This window comes from Pelotomaculum isophthalicicum JI (assembly GCF_029478095.1).
GTDB classification, from domain to species: Bacteria; Bacillota; Desulfotomaculia; order Desulfotomaculales; family Pelotomaculaceae; genus Pelotomaculum_D; species Pelotomaculum_D isophthalicicum.
In genome coordinates, this window is record NZ_JAKOAV010000009.1 from 62262 (window position 1) to 78286 (window position 16025).

The 16025-nt window shown below is 42.5% G+C and carries 14 protein-coding genes; 2 read left to right on the plus strand and 12 right to left on the minus strand.

Features of this window, described 5'->3' with window-relative positions; translation table 11 throughout:
* Nucleotides 1-25: 25 nt before the first annotated feature.
* The 12 genes from yhbH to pheA all read right to left on the minus strand — a co-directional run bounded on the left by yhbH (nucleotide 26) and on the right by pheA (nucleotide 12197).
* Nucleotides 26-1180 carry a sporulation protein YhbH gene (gene yhbH / locus L7E55_RS06760; protein WP_277443342.1) on the minus strand — a complete coding sequence of 385 codons (1155 nt, stop codon included), beginning with the start codon at nucleotides 1178-1180 and terminating at the stop codon, nucleotides 26-28.
* A 254-nt stretch (nucleotides 1181-1434) separates the two neighbouring features.
* Nucleotides 1435-3330: a PrkA family serine protein kinase gene (locus L7E55_RS06765; RefSeq protein ID WP_277443343.1), complete on the minus strand. Its 1896-nt coding sequence runs from the start codon at nucleotides 3328-3330 to the stop codon at nucleotides 1435-1437.
* 245 nt (nucleotides 3331-3575) lie between these two features.
* Nucleotides 3576-4415, minus strand: coding sequence for a Gmad2 immunoglobulin-like domain-containing protein (locus tag L7E55_RS06770; RefSeq protein WP_277443344.1), 840 nt, complete (start codon nucleotides 4413-4415; stop codon nucleotides 3576-3578).
* Between the two features lie 419 nt (nucleotides 4416-4834).
* Nucleotides 4835-5803, minus strand: coding sequence for an MBL fold metallo-hydrolase (locus L7E55_RS06780; protein WP_277443345.1), 969 nt, complete (start codon nucleotides 5801-5803; stop codon nucleotides 4835-4837).
* Between the two features lie 3 nt (nucleotides 5804-5806).
* On the minus strand, nucleotides 5807-6094 hold the full coding sequence (locus tag L7E55_RS06785; protein ID WP_277443346.1) for an acylphosphatase: 288 nt from the start codon (nucleotides 6092-6094) through the stop codon (nucleotides 5807-5809).
* Between the two features lie 122 nt (nucleotides 6095-6216).
* Nucleotides 6217-6912 (minus strand): TraR/DksA C4-type zinc finger protein, encoded by a 696-nt coding sequence (locus L7E55_RS06790; RefSeq protein ID WP_277443347.1) that lies wholly within the window; start codon nucleotides 6910-6912, stop codon nucleotides 6217-6219.
* A 32-nt stretch (nucleotides 6913-6944) separates the two neighbouring features.
* The gene (locus tag L7E55_RS06795; RefSeq protein WP_277443349.1) at nucleotides 6945-7244 is read right to left on the minus strand and encodes a DUF5665 domain-containing protein; all 300 of its coding nucleotides are present in this window, start codon (nucleotides 7242-7244) and stop codon (nucleotides 6945-6947) included.
* 387 nt (nucleotides 7245-7631) lie between these two features.
* Entirely contained in the window at nucleotides 7632-8456 is an 825-nt protein-coding gene (locus tag L7E55_RS06800; protein ID WP_277443350.1) for an MTAP family purine nucleoside phosphorylase, read from the minus strand.
* Between the two features lie 119 nt (nucleotides 8457-8575).
* The gene (locus tag L7E55_RS06805; protein WP_277443351.1) at nucleotides 8576-9214 is read right to left on the minus strand and encodes an adenylate kinase; all 639 of its coding nucleotides are present in this window, start codon (nucleotides 9212-9214) and stop codon (nucleotides 8576-8578) included.
* 145 nt (nucleotides 9215-9359) lie between these two features.
* Complete coding sequence (locus L7E55_RS06810; protein WP_277443352.1) at nucleotides 9360-9635, minus strand: hypothetical protein; 276 nt, start codon at nucleotides 9633-9635, stop codon at nucleotides 9360-9362.
* 80 nt (nucleotides 9636-9715) lie between these two features.
* A complete protein-coding gene (locus tag L7E55_RS06815) occupies nucleotides 9716-10909 on the minus strand; it encodes a methyl-accepting chemotaxis protein (protein ID WP_277443353.1) in 1194 nt (397 codons plus the stop codon).
* A 208-nt stretch (nucleotides 10910-11117) separates the two neighbouring features.
* Nucleotides 11118-12197 carry a prephenate dehydratase gene (gene pheA / locus L7E55_RS06820; RefSeq protein ID WP_277443354.1) on the minus strand — a complete coding sequence of 360 codons (1080 nt, stop codon included), beginning with the start codon at nucleotides 12195-12197 and terminating at the stop codon, nucleotides 11118-11120.
* 166 nt (nucleotides 12198-12363) lie between these two features.
* On the opposite strand from pheA, the gene L7E55_RS06825 reads away from it, so the two are divergent.
* Both L7E55_RS06825 and L7E55_RS06830 read left to right on the plus strand, forming a co-directional pair.
* Nucleotides 12364-14469: a DEAD/DEAH box helicase gene (locus L7E55_RS06825; protein WP_277443355.1), complete on the plus strand. Its 2106-nt coding sequence runs from the start codon at nucleotides 12364-12366 to the stop codon at nucleotides 14467-14469.
* On the plus strand, nucleotides 14466-16016 hold the full coding sequence (locus tag L7E55_RS06830; RefSeq protein ID WP_277443356.1) for a helicase-related protein: 1551 nt from the start codon (nucleotides 14466-14468) through the stop codon (nucleotides 16014-16016). Before L7E55_RS06825 ends, L7E55_RS06830 begins: the two co-directional genes overlap by 4 nt.
* Nucleotides 16017-16025: the final 9 nt, after the last annotated feature.

Consider the following 16025-nt stretch of genomic DNA (forward strand, 5'->3'; position numbering starts at 1 on the left):
TTTTCACATCCCCTAACTCCATAACCTAATTGGCTGCCTCACCCTGTGTTTGATTAAAAAACTTCTTCAACGCGGGGTAAACCCCACTCTTGTCTTTGATCGTAACGCTGGTAAATTTAGGATTATTTACTCTTTTAAAAGCCGTCCTCAAAGTGCTGGTATAGTAGTAAGCCCCTTCGATCTCGCCATAACCGACCATGTTGCATACTTTGAGAAGCTCGTTGATTAATTTAATACAGTTGTCATTATCCGAAACAAGATTATCGCCGTCAGAGAAGTGAAACGCATAAATATTATAATCCTGAGGACTGTACCGTTTTTCGATAACATCCAGAGCAAGTTTGTAAACCGACGAACAGCGGGTACCGCCGCTAGTCCCCTTGGTAAAAAACTCCTCTTCGGTTGTTTCCTTCGCTTCAGTATGATGCGCGAGGAAAACAATCTGGACGTTATTATACTTTGTGCGTAGAAAACGAACCATCCAAAAGAAAAAACTGCGTGCAATGTATTTTTCAAAAGGTCCCATTGAACCGGAAGTATCCATCATTGCGAGAACTACCGCACTGGATTCATATTTATAAGTATTATCCCAAGTTTTATAACGCAAATCCTCAGGCGTTATGCCGTGTAATCCCGGGTTTCCTTTTAAAGCATTTCGTTTAATTACTTCGATAATAGTCCGCTTTCTGTCAATATTGCTCGCTATACCTTTCTTTCGCACATCCTTAAATTCTACCGACTCCGAAGCAAGCTCTGGTTTCTTTTTTTGTTCCAGATTTGGCAGACCGAGATCTTCAAAGATCATTTCCGCTAGCTCTTCAATAGTTACATCAGCCTCATAGTAATCAACGCCAGGTTCTTCGCCTGCCCCCTTACCCTTACCCTGTCCTTTCTGAGGATCAGTATAAACTACATCACCCTTTTTGCTATTGCCATCCCCCTGACCACCATGCTTTTGCTTGCCATAGTCAAAACGGAAGTGAAATTCATCCAAGGAACGGATCGGTACTTTAAGAATCTTACGTCCGTCATGCATGATAATGCTTTCTTCACTGACAATATCAGCCAGGTTTTTCTTTATTGCCTCCCGTACTTTTTCCCGGTGCCGTTCCCGGTCAATCTCTCCCTTACGGTGAAGTGACCAGTCTTCCCGGGAGATTACAAAATCTCCGTCGGACACGGCAACCCCTCCCTTAAAATGTAATTTAGTATTTAAAAGTCAACATGCTTTCTCGTTCGAAAGACGCATTTGCAACGTAGCTGTCCACGCTACATTATATGAGTAACCAGCTAATAAATGTAACGTGTTGATAAAAAATGTTAACTAAATTTACCATATATTTAAAAGCCGGTAAGTATGACTTCCGGCTTTAGACAGCAACTACAGGTTCTGATCGTAATTAGTTGGTTAACACATTTACGTCTTGATCCAAATTAACGATTTAATAAACTGCCAACGTATTTTAACAACTCATTGGCGCAAGTGGGACAGTATCCGTGCTCCGCTATCAATCTGGCACTAACCTCGTTTACCCGCTTCAACTGTTCAGCGTCTGGCGTCTTGGTGGAAGTAGTAATTTTGACCACATCTTTAAGATCCGCAAATAATTTTTTCTCAATGGCTTCCCTTAAACGTTCGTGAGAACTGTAATTAAAGCGCTTGTTCTTACGCGCATAGCTAGAAAGTCTGATTAATATTTCTTCCCGGAAAGCTTTCTTAGCGCCTTCAGAGACACCTATTTGCTCTTCTATGGAGCGCATTAATTTTTCATCCGGATCCAATTCTTCGTCAGTAATAGGATCTTTTAACTTCAGCCCGTTACAATACGCCTCAACATTATCCAGATAGTTGTTAAACAAAACTTTAGCAGATTCTTCGTAGGAGTAAACAAATGCCTTCTGTACTTCTTTTTTAGCCATTTCGTCATATTCTTTCCGGGCTACCGAAATAAAATTCAGCAAACGGTCTCGTTCTTCTTTCGTTATTGACGGATGCTGATCCAACCCTTCTTTTAAAGCACGTAGTACATCTAATGGATTAATGCAAAGGTTTGAGGTGCGAATCAACGCAGATGACAGGCGGTTGATCACATAACGGGGATCAACACCGCTCATGCCTTCATCTATAGCTTCTGAATGAAGTTCATGTAAATCTTTTTGCTTAAACCCTTCCACATCTTCTCCGTCGTAAAGCTTCATCTTTTTGACCAAATCCATACCCTGTTTTTTTGATTCTTTCATCCTTGACAGTACTGAAAAAATACTGGCTACTCGCAGGGCATGTGGCGCGATGTGAATATCCCGCAAGTCGCTTTGCTTGATCAGCTTTTCATATATCTTTACTTCATCACTGACTTTTAAGTTATAGGGTATTTTCATAACGATTATCCGGGACTGCAAGGCCTCATTTTTTTTGTTGCTAATAAATGTTTTATATTCATTTTCATTTGTGTGCGCAACTATCATCTCATCCGCATAGATTAACGCAAAACGTCCGGCCTTAAAATTTCCTTCCTGGGAGAGGCTAAGTAAATTCCATAAAAATTTTTCATCACACTTCAACATCTCTTGGAATTCCATCATTCCCCTGTTGGCTATGTTTAATTCACCATCAAAACGGTACGCACGCGGATCAGATTCTGAACCATATTCGGCGATAGTGGAAAAATCAAGACTGCCGGTTAAGTCAGCTATGTCCTGTGATTTAGGATCAGAAGGGGTGAACGTGCCTACGCCAACCCGGTCATCTTCTGATAGAAACACTCTCTCTACAGGTACTTTTTCAATATTACCGGAATACTCGTTCTCCACCATAAGACGGCATGATGGACATAGTTCTCCTTCAATGTAAACATCATATTCTTTTTGAAAATCTTCTCTTAATTCTTTTGGGATCAAATGCAAAGGCTCCTCATGCATGGGGCATCCTTTGATCCCATAGACAGCTCCTTCATCGGTTCGGCTATACCTTTCCAAACCTCTTTTCAGCATAGCCACCAAGGTTGACTTTCCCCCACTCACAGGTCCCATTAGAAGCAAAATACGTTTCCTTACATCAAGACGGCGCGCAGCCGGGTGGAAATATTCTTCTACGAGTTTTTCCAGGGTTTTATCAAGTCCAAAAATTTCGGTAGAAAAAAATTTGTATTGTTTCGTACCTTCTTTTTCTTCTATCCCGGCAGACCTGATCATTTTATAAATCCTGGAGTGGGCAAGTTGGGATGTACAGGGCCTTTCTTTTAAAACCTCAAGGTAATCCTGGAATGTCCCTTCCCAGGCAAGCTGTCTTTCTAAGGAGCGGTATTCTTCTAAACGCCTAAGAAAATCCATTGTTTCACTCCTTTCTACCACATCAAGTTCTCCAGTAACTTTTTATAGTTAGGTCTAAATTTGCATGAATAATACATTATATGCAACGTTAACAAAAAGAAGAATGGTAGCAGGCAGCAGTAAAAACGCTTTAACTAATAGTATTTATCATTTAAAACTATTATTAAGGGTATTACGAAGAATAAAAAAAGCCACAAGAAATTTGTGGCAGTAAGATTATTTTTAATTTCAACTTGAAAGCAAAACTACCAGGCGACAGGTATTACTACTTTATCCATTTCCTTACCATCTTTAGGACTTTTCCAATAAACTTCCACTTTCCCTTTGCCAGGTGAATTTACCTGATATTTTAATGGCAGGACAAAATCCCCTCTTCCGGGAGCGCCTTGTGCGGCGGTGGCAAAACCACTTGCTAATTCTTTCCCTGAATCGTCCAGCAGCCTAGCGCTTACCGTTGCTTCGAATACCCTGGCGCTGCCGCGCACCTCTAAAGGTGATGCCACTACCTGGTCTGGTGCCGGACTGGTCAACCAGATAGCTGGTTCATAAACTTTCGCAACATCTCTAGCAAAAGGCTGCGAGTATAGTCCCACATGACCCCACCAGTTTTTTGCTTCCTGATCCACTGTTCCTTCCACTAGGAAAGACACTTTCTGAACACCTGGAAATTCAGTGACAGTATTTATTATACTCTGGATACCTAATTCTTCACCTGAAGCTCCTACGTTGGCGCGTAGCACATCCCGGGAAAAATCCACTGTCGCTAAACCGTCTTGTACGGAGATACCCCGGATCTTTGTTCCCGCCGGCAACACCCGTACCGCGCCAGGTGTAACAGGGTTGGTGTTAATCAATTCTTCCAACGCCGCTTTGATAACTTCCTTGGTATAGGGAACTTGGTGCACTTCCCGGACTAGATAGGCATCGTCAGCGGTAATTTTAACATAGTATACCGGCAGATTTGTTTTTTGATCATCTTTGGCTATCTCACCCTGAGAGGGGGTCGCAGCCTGCTCTTGCTCCCCACTGGGTTGATTGCCAACCTGTGGCTTGCATGCCGTAACAGTTAATAATAGTAGAAACAAAGTCAGTAGCACCCAGGTAACTTTGGTTTTTCTGCTCTTACTTGATATCAAGTTACATCACCTCTCTTCCAGTATGATATTATTATACTAAACAACCCCGTAACATCAACTAATTTGTTATATGCCTGAAGCCCATTCTCCTAAGCATTGCCAGACAAGCCTGGTCTTCAATATCACCTTCCAGCGGGTTTAATGCAATGTCTATCCCACGTCTCTTTAAAGCGAGGCTTATTAAGTAATCTGCTAGTATGGCATTTTTTGGCAATAGGGGGCCGTGTAAATAAGAACAAAATACATTTTTATAACGGGCGCCTTCCAGACCATCTTTTCCGTTGTTGCCGTTGCCGGAAACAACTCTGCCAAAAGGCTCGCAATTTTAATCTCAATTTATGACCCCCTCCACGCGCCGTGAGGTCCAATTAACTATTTTCACAACCTGCCTGTCTTTGGAATAAAGAAATTCCATAAGAATTTTTCTTAATAATCCTACCCTCCGCAAGCAGATAATCCACATGGGCAAATACTTCAGAGATGCCAAGGTAGATTTCAAAACCACTAATTTGCGGGTAATAAAACCTCATCAACTGGTAGACACTGTGACTGTTATTTTCCAGAACGGATGTCATTAAATTCAGGCGCTCTTTGTGATGCTCTCTGGCTTTTTTTACTGATTCCAGGCCATTCTCAATATTTTTTCCATGGCCTGGCAAGATAAGACGCGGTTTGAGGTTTTCCAAGAGATCCAATCCGCCCAGATACTGTTTGAGGGTCGGCAACCTCTTTGTGAAATTACCGGGATCCGGTTCCATGTTCGGGTTTGGCGAAATATGTTTGAGGATGAAATCGCCGGCCAGTAAACACATCCCGTCCTGATCATAAAGGCAGATATGACCGTCGGAGTGGCCGGGCATGTGCAGCGTCAATAGCGCTCCGCCTTCAAACTTTAAGGTCTCCCCGCCTGATAATATTGTTACGCCTGTATCAGGCAGCACAGGTTTTCCAACAGCGTCATTATCATTTAATATTTCTTTCAGCGCCTCTGTAGGCATACCGGCCTCTTGAAAAAAAGAAAGCCGTTCCTGATAAAAATCGTAATCAAGGGTCAGCTTGCGGACCTCAAATCGATGAACATAGATCTGCGCCCCGGCAATTTCACTCAACCAGCGCGCCAAACCGCTATGGTCGGTATGGCTGTGGGTCAGCACAACTCTGGAAATGTCTTTTATATCAACACCCAGGGAAGCCAATCCTTCAGCGAGGGATTGTTTCGCTTCCGCTGTTTCAGGACCCGGGTCCACTAGAGTATAGGGTTGGTTTTTAACTAAATACGCGTTAACAGGCCCGACAGGATAAGGTGTGTGAACAGGTATTTTATAAATTTCAAGCATAATTTATGCTCTGGTCGGAGCGATGATAAAGCCCGACAAGTCGCCCTGAGGTTCTTTCCATTCTATTTCCAAACCGGTAACATCTGCTCTTGAAGGTCCTTGACGGCACCAATCAATCATTTTATCAACATTTTCCCGTTCACCCTCAAAAATCCCTTCAACTCTACCATCAAGCATGTTTTTAACCCAACCAGCCAATTCCAGGGCTACAGCCATCTCCCGTGCCTTAGCCCGATAATATACACCCTGTACCTTCCCGCTAACTATTACATGCGCACAGACTATAGACATTTTTTTATCTCATGCCTCTTTTCCCGCTTACTAAATTACATAATTAATTATACCAAGATATTTTTAATAATTAAACAAAAAAATACCAATAACAGGAAAAGGGGCAAAAGATAGTTTGCTATTTAATTATCTCTACCCACATCAATTTTTTCTGTTGGGGAATCTTCATCATCCAGGCCACCGAAGCTTTTATAAAAAACCCCATCGTCGCCTACTTCGTAGGGGATATCATCAACATCTTCCGTGTCCCGCTTTTGGGTTGGGTCAAACCTGGCATAACCGTAATAACTCCCACCTCTCGACCACTCTTCGTTTGTCTCACTATAATTTGCTACTTCCCGCCAAGCATCTTCACCGTCATATCCTACAGCTTCAGGATCACCCGTAAATGTACCGGCAAAGGGCTTGCCTATAACTTCCTCCTCAACTGGACGCACATTCTGGTCGGGAATCTTCTCTTCCGCCTCTTTACAGTCCCGGCACAAAGTCGTATAAGGTACGGCATCGAGCCGTTCTATTTGAATTTTACCGCCGCAAACATCACAAATACCATAAGTACCATTATTAATCTTTTCTAAGGCTTCATTTACGGCAGTTAAAGTAATCATAGCATTTTCACGCAAGGCAAAATCCTTGCTTCGTTCAAAGACCTCAGAACCAATATCGGCCGGGTGATTGTCGTAATTAGACAGTTCACTGACAGAATAACCCAGTGATACATCTAAACCCTGATCATCAAAATATTTGATGCGGTCCGCTAGGTTTTGCCTCAAGTTTTCAAGCTTATCTTTAATTTGTGAATATTGTTTTTCCTGCATCACTCAACCTCCGTGTTTTGATCCATATTTTTTTACGCACCCACCTTTAATTGAACCATTCTCACTATTTCAGCTATAAAATTACCGATTAACGGTAAGTTAAGCATAACCAAAATACGTAAGAAATATAAAACGACAGCGCCCAGGATTGTAAATCCGATAGCTATTCCTACCCCCCTGGCCAGTCCCGCTATGAAATTTACATACATCAACCGCCAGGGTTGTTCAAGTAGCTTAACGTACTCGGCAAGTTTCATCTTTTCGATACTCACCGATAAATTGGTTATCTTATCTAAAAGAAGCCTTAATAACCGGTTTTCATCGTTACTCAAAAAATCACCCTTCTACAGCGGTGCCGGCGCACCTGAAGTTGATAAATAAATCTTTAAAACTATTGTATCCAACAAACACTTAAAAAATTGAAAGGGGCAGCTATTTGCTGTCCCTTCCGTTTTATCCAAAAATTTTTCACATTCTTCACTAAATTTCTCTTTACTGGCATATGAAACACAAGCACCGAAACAACGAGCATTAAAGCTAACATTATTTCACATTAATTACTGTTATAAACAACATTAGATAAGTTTACTCCCTAAAATTCCAAGATAACTCACTTCAATCCGCTCTCTATCAATAACCTCTTTATCCACACCCCCCTTATTACTTTCTCTATCTAAATATATGTTTATAGGGTTTAAACTTTCCTGGTAATATTATGTTTAATCTTTGAGCAGAGTGGGTTTTCTGTATTGCGGGCAGCCACATGACTGCCCCGGATCAATCCGGTCCAAGGTGTGAAGCAGAATGTTTCCGATTCTAAGTGGTTCATTGTAAAATATACCGGCCATTTCTTCATAATCCCATTCCTTGATTACACCTTCAGCATAATTTACCACCATATCCAAACGTCCGTAACAAGCGCCAATTTCCCGGGCCAAATAAACCTCCGGGCACATGCTTTGCCCTACAACATCCGCGCCCAGCCGGTAGAGCATTTCTATTTCGGCCGGGCTTTCAAAATGCCTGCCGTCTGTTACGGCGTACACACCCCGGTCAAAAACCCGGCCAACTGCTTCACACTCGGCAATCCGCACTAATTCCTTTCTTATATCCGGACAAACGCACTTGCGCATGGTTAATAAATAAGATCCGCCCAAACCCACATCTTTACGCATGGAAAAATCAAGATAGTCAGTGGGAACGATTACGTCACGTGGACGCAAGAGCCGGTTAATCGATCCGACTCCACCTTCCGATACTATCTTTTTAACACCTGCTTCACGCAATACCCAAAAAACCTGACGAGAAGCATCCGCCCTGAGAATACTGCCCCTCCACCCATGCATTTTGAGTGTGATGATCTTCTTTTTTTTTAACATGAATAATTTAAAAGGAGGGCTCATACCGTAAGGTGTGTTAATAGTCAGACCCGTGGTGATAATCTGAACGTCGTCTCGTTTTAAATCTTCGGGAAAATTAATTGAAAATGTGCTTGACCCTCCGATTATGGCATAATCTACTTGAGGAACCTTGTTTACGTCCAATTATGCTCCTCCCGCAAAATATTTCTTAAAAAACACCCGCGAGTGATATTTATTATTATTCGCTATTGTTGTTGACAAAAAACCTCCCGGAGGTTTCCGGGAGGTTTTATTAATTTGGGTTAGCGCACACTCGCGAGAACATCCGCCAAGACATTCTTAATATCCTGGTCTCCATTAATGTTCTTAAGAATGCCTTGTTTTGCATAGTAGTCAATTAACGGCTGTGTTTGCGCTTCATATATATCAAGCCGGTTACCTACCGCAACCTCGTTGTCGTCGCTGCGCTGGTACAGCTCACCGCCGCATTTGCACTTTCCTTCCTCTTCGGGTTTATTGAAGATTACATGGTAGCTGGCGCCGCAGGAACGGCAAATACGGCGTCCGGTCAGGCGGTCCATCAATCTTTCCCTAGGCACGTCAATATTAATCACGCCATCCGCTTTAATACCCAACTCTTTAAAAGTTTCATCAAGCGCTTCGGCTTGAGCTACAGTCCTGGGGAAGCCGTCAAGCAGAAATCCTTTAGCGCAATCAGGTTGAGAAATGCGGTCTTTTACCATACCCACAACCACGGAATCGGGCACTAATTCACCTTTATCCATATATTCCTTGGCCTTTTTACCCATATCGGTACCTTCCTTAATAGCGGCACGGAACATATCACCCGTGGAAACATGAGTAATTTGAAGTTCTTTAACCAGCACCTCCGCTTGAGTCCCTTTACCTGCTCCTGGCGGTCCCATAATTAAGAGTTTCACAACTATCCCTCCCCTTTTTTTCTTATTAAATAAATATCTGTCTAAGCTCAACATTGCTATTTTAACATAAACTAGATAAATCTGAAAATAACCGGCTGTTAAATCTATAAAATTTCTCAAAAATAATTAATTAAACATTAGCTAGCTAAATCAACCCCAAACGTTGCGCTTCAGCTATAGCGGTATCAACCATCGTTTTGTCGTTTTCTATCTTCTCTTTTATTTGTTCAGCATCCATCTCTTGACACCCGGACTCACGCTGGACAATTTGCAATTCAGGGTACATGTCATAACGCATAAAATACATCTTCAAAAACATTGCCACAGCTGTTTCAACTACTTCATCCTGGCTTATATTATTTTTCTCTGAAATAATTTTGATAAGCTTCATATACTCATCGCGAATATTAAAATCAGGCATTTTATCCCCCCCTAAACCAATAATGATTCGACTAAGATTAGCTAATTTCCTTCTGACAGGATATGGGGAAATAAAGTTAATTAGGTGTTTTCGCAAATTACTTCAGACAATTTTAGTATGGCGTCCAACAACCTTCGTGAGGTATCAAGCACACCTTTTGCTTTTATCAGGACAACTTCCTGCAAAAACGCATCGGCTGCCTCGTGAAACTTTTTGTGCAATTCCCGAATGGCCACATATTCTTTAATGTTCTTATATTTCTCGTACTCATTTTCATACCACCGGCCAAAAGCGCATTCCCGGTAACTTGCTACTTTTAAACCTTTCTCGGAACTTTCTATCAGATTCCTTATAAAATTCGTGTGGTCTATTAGTCTGGCGGCAAGGATGCTTAAGATGTGATTTTCTTTGGGCTTTTTTAAATATGGAACGATAACTTGATTTGTACGATTTGTGATTCCCGCAAACACGTCGGCAAAATTGGCTGCGGTCGCCAAGTCACTGGATACACTTACCAAGCCTTCTGTGGTCATAGCCTGCTGCTGGGCAGCGCTGGCAATATTTTCTACCGCATCCGCAGATTGCTCAACCTGTTTTACATTTGTACTCATAATTTCGGCAACTTTCGCGGTATCACTCATGTACTGTTCAAAAATTTGTTTAACATTAGATACTATGTTACCAGTATCCATAGCCTTTTCATCCATCTGAACAGATATATTTTTTACTTCCTTTACCGCTGTCTTTGTTTGATCCGCCAGTTTTCGGACTTCTTCCGCCACTACTGAGAATCCTCTGCCGTATTCACCGGCGCGGGCTGCTTCGATTGCCGCATTTAGTGACAAGAGATTTGTTTTATCAGCTATCTCTGAAACGCTCTGACTGATGCTGTCAATGCTTTTAATCTGTTCCACAAGCTCTGTCGCGTTGCCGACCATGTTATTTAATACGGAACTAGCATCTTTCGCCAAATCATTAAGGTTGCGTAGCCTGTTGTAATTTTCTAATTCACCGGCTTTTACCTGTTGCATTCCGGCACTGATTTGCTGGGTGGTGGCCGACGTTTCTTCGGCAGTAGCCGACGTTTCCTGGCACGCTGCGGCCAAATCATTGGCGCTCCCGGAAATTTCCTTCACTTTTAATGACACACATAACGCCATAAACTCGTTAAAAACAAGCGCATAATTAGCTATCGCAGAGGCAAAGTCCACCTTGGCTTGAGTATCATCCGACACGGCTACGCTCTTTTTTGCCGGAGAAAACAAATTAAACATTAACAACAGCTCCTTTTTTACAACTTAAGAGTTGGGTTGTTTTCTTGTTTTATATTTTTGAATTTTTTAAATTTTATATTATAGTAACAAAATTATTCCTTAAGGTAAACAAGCAGTTGTAAATATTAATTTGCTTTTTAACACTAATTACCTTAATCTTCTTAGCACATTTGGTTTGCACCCATGCTCATATTCGTCTATTTATAAATTACTGCGGCGCTTCATTATAACAACCTAGAAACTTAAAAATAACTGTTTCCTTTCTTGCTTTCTCTAATGCTGCGATAACTTTTTCCTCACGATCAGAGCCTAGGAAATCAAGAAGAAAAGCATATTTTCCAGGGTCGTTCCGAATAGGTCTTGATTCAATTCTAGTCAGATTCAATCCTGCATCCGAAAAGATTTTCAAAATATTAAATAATGCGCCTGCCTTATGCTCAGTGGAAAATACTATTGAACATTTATTGCCTGCTTTATTGCTTTCTTCATTGGATAATATCAGGAATCTTGTGGCATTTGTTTCATTATCCTCAATATCTTCAAAAAGAACATCCAAATTATACAATTCCGCACAAAGCTTGCTGGCAATTGCGGCAGCCGCCCTTGGCTTTTCTTTCGACAGCATCATTGCCGCTCCGGCAGTGTCGTAATATGGCCTGGACTCCAGCCTGTGCTTGGAAAGAAAGCGGCGGCATTGGGCTAAAGCTTGAGGATGCGAATAGACTACTTTTATTTCATGATAGTCCGTACCCGGTGACGCAAGCAAACAATGGTGAATTGGAATTTTCACTTCACCGACAATCTTAATTTTATGCACATCTGTTTCGACCAGCAGGTCATTAACTTGCGTAACCGCACCCTCCAGCGAATTTTCCACCGGAACGATGCCGAAATCCAGTTGTCTGTTAATTACCTCATCAAAAACATCGACAAATTCCATGCATGGGATAGGCACCAGACTGTTATCCACAATTCTTATCGCAACTTCACCATATGCGCCATGCTCACCCTGAAAACCGATAAGTTTTAGATCCTTTCGTTGCAGCAACTTACTTTCACTGATTATCTCTTTAAATAAAATCTCAGAAAACTCCGACCTGATTAATGCACTCGAACGGCGGCGCAGGCTGGCAATTATTTCCTGCTCTCTTCCCGGATCCGATATATTTGCCTTGAGTTTTCTTGTGCGTAATGTGTGTTCCATCCTTTGATTTATTAACTTCAATATCTCAAAATCAATCGAATCAATTTTTTTGCGCAGCCTTGCGAGCAACTCATTTGCTTCCATCAATTCTCACCCGTTTGTTGAATTATTTTTATTATCATACTATTAATAATAAATTTAGCAAATAGGCATTATTTTTAGAACCAAGCAATTTTATTGTTTTTTTGGCATGAGATGTGCTAGACTACAAATAATATGATTAAAGCCAATCAAGAGGTGTTTACTAGGCTTGGCAAACAGTAAAACGAAGCTAGCGAAAGACTTACTGCTGGACTTGCTCAAAGGAAATGAGATCTTGTCCCTGGAAGCGGCATATTCTCAGTGCAATTGCGACATTGACGCTCTTGCGGGAGCGCTATGCTCTCTTATTGAAAAAGAAGAGATCAGTATTGGGCGGCATAAAACAAGAGCCGGGTGGCTAATAGGAAATAAAGAGATCAATACGCCAGCGGGGGGAGCTACTTGGCATAGCGGGCGCGGGCAAATGCGAAACAGTCTGCCAAAAATCCTTAAGGAACTGAAAAAATACAGTCCTTGTCCGGATTTTCCTTCTCAAAACAGGCTTGATGACGTACAGGTAAAATCCATAATAGAATTATTGTCTGATGGACAACCGCGCTCTCGCCAACAGATAATTGCAGCCACAGGTATAGAAAATATTACTGCCCATATCTGTCAACAATTTGCCCGTTTACCAGACGGCCGTTATACTTTGCCCGACAGCAGCGGAGCCAGGGAATATTTTTTTGAATATATCAAGGAAAAACCCCGTCGACTTGCAGATCTTCTCCGACTTTTCCGGAAGCACAAAAACATAAGATCATTGTTAGCGACTGGAGAAAGTCAAGGTCATTTAATCAGACTTCCGCACGCCCTTATTACAACCAGCGATTCTCCCGAAGGCAGAACAGAATTAGAACGGCGCAGGCAGCTAAAGCTATGTCATGAAACTTTAAACTGCCTGGCGTCACCGTTCTTTACTTTAAAAGAATTAGGGATAAACCAGGGTGTTTTTCATAATATAGCTGATAAATACACAGTTACTGTTATATTTGATGGTAAAGAATATTTATGCCTGCGCCGGGAATTCCCCGGCGACATTATAGCGGAACAACTTGTAGATATAACTGGTCGTTACTTTGTCCCACCGGACAAAATAAGTGCTCCGGCCTTTTTAAAAACGCTTTCGATGGGTGAAAAGGAAGCCTTAAATTTTCTTGATATAAGCGAGGATATATTAAACCATTTAATTCAGACAAACAGTATTGAAGTTTTCTTTCTGGACGGTAAAAGGCGAATGTGGCGCAAAGACATTGAGCAATTGAGAATGAATAACACTCTGCTGCGAAATTTAACCAAAGAACATGAAAAGTTGAAAATTCCCCGAGCGGCAGTACTGCTGGGAGTCACTACCGGACAACTCAAACGCTTGGTTAACGAAGGCAAGCTTGATCCGGCCGGTTATTATGATAAGGATTTAAAATCAGGGCATTTTTTCAAGCGGAGAGATATTGAAGAATTACAAAAAAGCCTGCCGGAAATCTTATCAAGTTGGAATTCCATTGAAAAAAATAGTGCCGACAATTCTGGACACCATGGGATAAAAAAGTACCCGGCTAAAAAAAGGCCTTTACGCCGCGAAAAACCCACACCTGACAATGAGCGCCAGTTACATTTGGACCGTTTTCAAATTGAAGCAGTCGAGGCGCTCCGCGCTGGTCATTCTGTCCTGTTATCGGCGCCTACCGGCAACGGGAAAACCCTTGTGGCGGAAATACTGGCCAGAGATCTGATGGCTGCAGGCAGTGGAATGGTATATACTTCACCATTAAAGGCCCTTTCTAACCAGAAATACAGAGATTTCAAAGAAACATTTGGTTTGGACTATGTCGGGCTTGTCACCGGGGATATTAGCGTGAATCCCGGCGCCCCCCTGCTAATCATGACTACAGAAATTTTTAGAAACTGGTGTCTGGGTGAACCTGAACAATTAAAAAAAACAACATATGTTGTTTTTGATGAGATTCATTACCTTGACGACAGCGAACGGGGCACTACCTGGGAAGAAAGCATCCTGTTCGCCCCGCAGCATATTAAGCTATTGGGCTTGTCCGCAACGGTACCTAATATTGAGGAAATTGCCGAATGGATTAGCTCGGTGCGGCGTGAAAAAGTGACTATCATCGAAGAAAAAAAGAGACAAGTACCTTTGAAAATAAATTGGGTGACGCCAAATGGACAAATAGTTGAGGAAAACGAGGCAAAGCAAGAAGTCGATGAACTTGCTGAATACCTGAAAGCATTTCATAACAGAAGACATTGGGCGGAGGAGTGAGCAAGACGGAACTGCCGGAATTATCATGCAGTAGAATTGTTGAACTGATCCAAGACAAACTGCCGGCCCTTTTTTTCGTATTCAGCCGGGGCCGGACAGAAATTCTTGCGCAGGATTTAAGCCGGGAATGGGATTTTCTTGATCCCGAGGAGAAAAGCGACGCGAGAAAAATAATCAACGCCGCTGAATCTGAATATCCCGGTACGTTTAGCGGGCCGGGCTGGCACATATTAAAGCGGTTGCTATATCAGGGAATAGCCTATCATCACGCGGGCATGTTGCCGCCGGTCAAGTACCTGGTGGAAAACCTTTATTCCAAGCGTTTAATCTTTGTGGTGTTCTGCACGGAAACTTTTGCCGCCGGGGTCAATTTCCCTGCTGCCAGCGCCATATTTGATTCGACCAGAAAATGGGACGGCCATGATTTCCGTATCCTGCAAAACAGGGAATTCTACCAGATGGCCGGGCGGGCGGGACGGCGCGGCTTTGATCAGGTCGGTCACGCCGTTATCCGTATTGACAGTCGCTTTCCTGAACAAACCGGTTTTTTTGACGAGAAATTCGTTGAACCGGTTTCAGGCAGGCTGATTATCTCGCCAAACACTGTTCTCAGTCTATTAAGATATAAGTCTGATACAGAGATTGGACGGTTTTTAAATGACAACTTTAAAACATTCCAAACCAGGAAAAGGGAAAAAGAACTTGCAGATCAAATTAAACTATCTAAGGAACTCATCGTGGAATTAACATCAAGTCTATGCCGTGACACTTTAACTCTCAAATGTCCGATCGAGAGGGCAAGAGCGCACAGGCGGCTGAAGCATTCCCGCCGGCGCGGAGGTAACAAGGAAAAAGAATTGCTAAAAAGACAGCTCGCCTCATTCACCCCGAGGAAGTGCCGGGAAACAGACAAATGCCGTTCAAATGCTGAAAAGTTGAACAAGTTAAAAATTCATATTAACTTGCTTTATCAGGAATATAAGTCTGTTACGGAGCAAGTTGATTCAACCTTCAGAGAATATGGCGAGGTTCGTGATATACTTGAAAATTTGGGCTACGTGAAAAATAGGGAATTTTTCCCGCGTGGTTTATTTGCGCTTGAACTGCACGTGCAGGAAATATTTGTTACCGAGCTGGCTTTTTCCGGAATTATTGAAGATGCCGACCCGGCTGAAGTTGCGGCTGTGTTGGCAGGCGTCGAGTTTGTCCCCGGTAAAAACACGCGGGCTACCTGGCTGGACATTCCCGCCTTGCGGGAAGCTTCTCAAATAAGATGGGAATTGCTCAGCATGGGTGTCCCGGAAAGATTCTGCGTCTGGTCGGATTTACCTGGCGCGCTTGCTTACGCATGGTACAACGGCGCTAGTTTTAACGAGTTGCTGGAAATGTCAACTTTTCAACCAGGAGACGTGTTTTCCATCTTCAGGAGGGAAATTGACCTCCTCCGCCAGATTGAACGCGCGGCTGGGGACAACTTATCTATAGCGGAGAGAGTGAGGGCAATCCGGGGACGATTGGACCGGGAAGAAGTCGCCCTCTGTTTTTAATCATGAGTA

Bases quoted from the DNA above. Each gene is read 5' to 3' on its own strand.
- L7E55_RS06765 (WP_277443343.1), bottom strand. From the start codon at position 3,330: ATGGATTTTCTTAGGCGTTTAGAAGAATACCGCTCCTTAGAAAGACAG.
- L7E55_RS06780 (WP_277443345.1), bottom strand. From the start codon at position 5,803: ATGCTTGAAATTTATAAAATACCTGTTCACACACCTTATCCTGTCGGG.
- L7E55_RS06785 (WP_277443346.1), bottom strand. From the start codon at position 6,094: ATGTCTATAGTCTGTGCGCATGTAATAGTTAGCGGGAAGGTACAGGGT.
- L7E55_RS06790 (WP_277443347.1), bottom strand. From the start codon at position 6,912: ATGCAGGAAAAACAATATTCACAAATTAAAGATAAGCTTGAAAACTTG.
- L7E55_RS06810 (WP_277443352.1), bottom strand. From the start codon at position 9,635: ATGCCTGATTTTAATATTCGCGATGAGTATATGAAGCTTATCAAAATT.
- L7E55_RS06815 (WP_277443353.1), bottom strand. From the start codon at position 10,909: ATGTTTAATTTGTTTTCTCCGGCAAAAAAGAGCGTAGCCGTGTCGGAT.
- pheA (WP_277443354.1), bottom strand. From the start codon at position 12,197: ATGGAAGCAAATGAGTTGCTCGCAAGGCTGCGCAAAAAAATTGATTCG.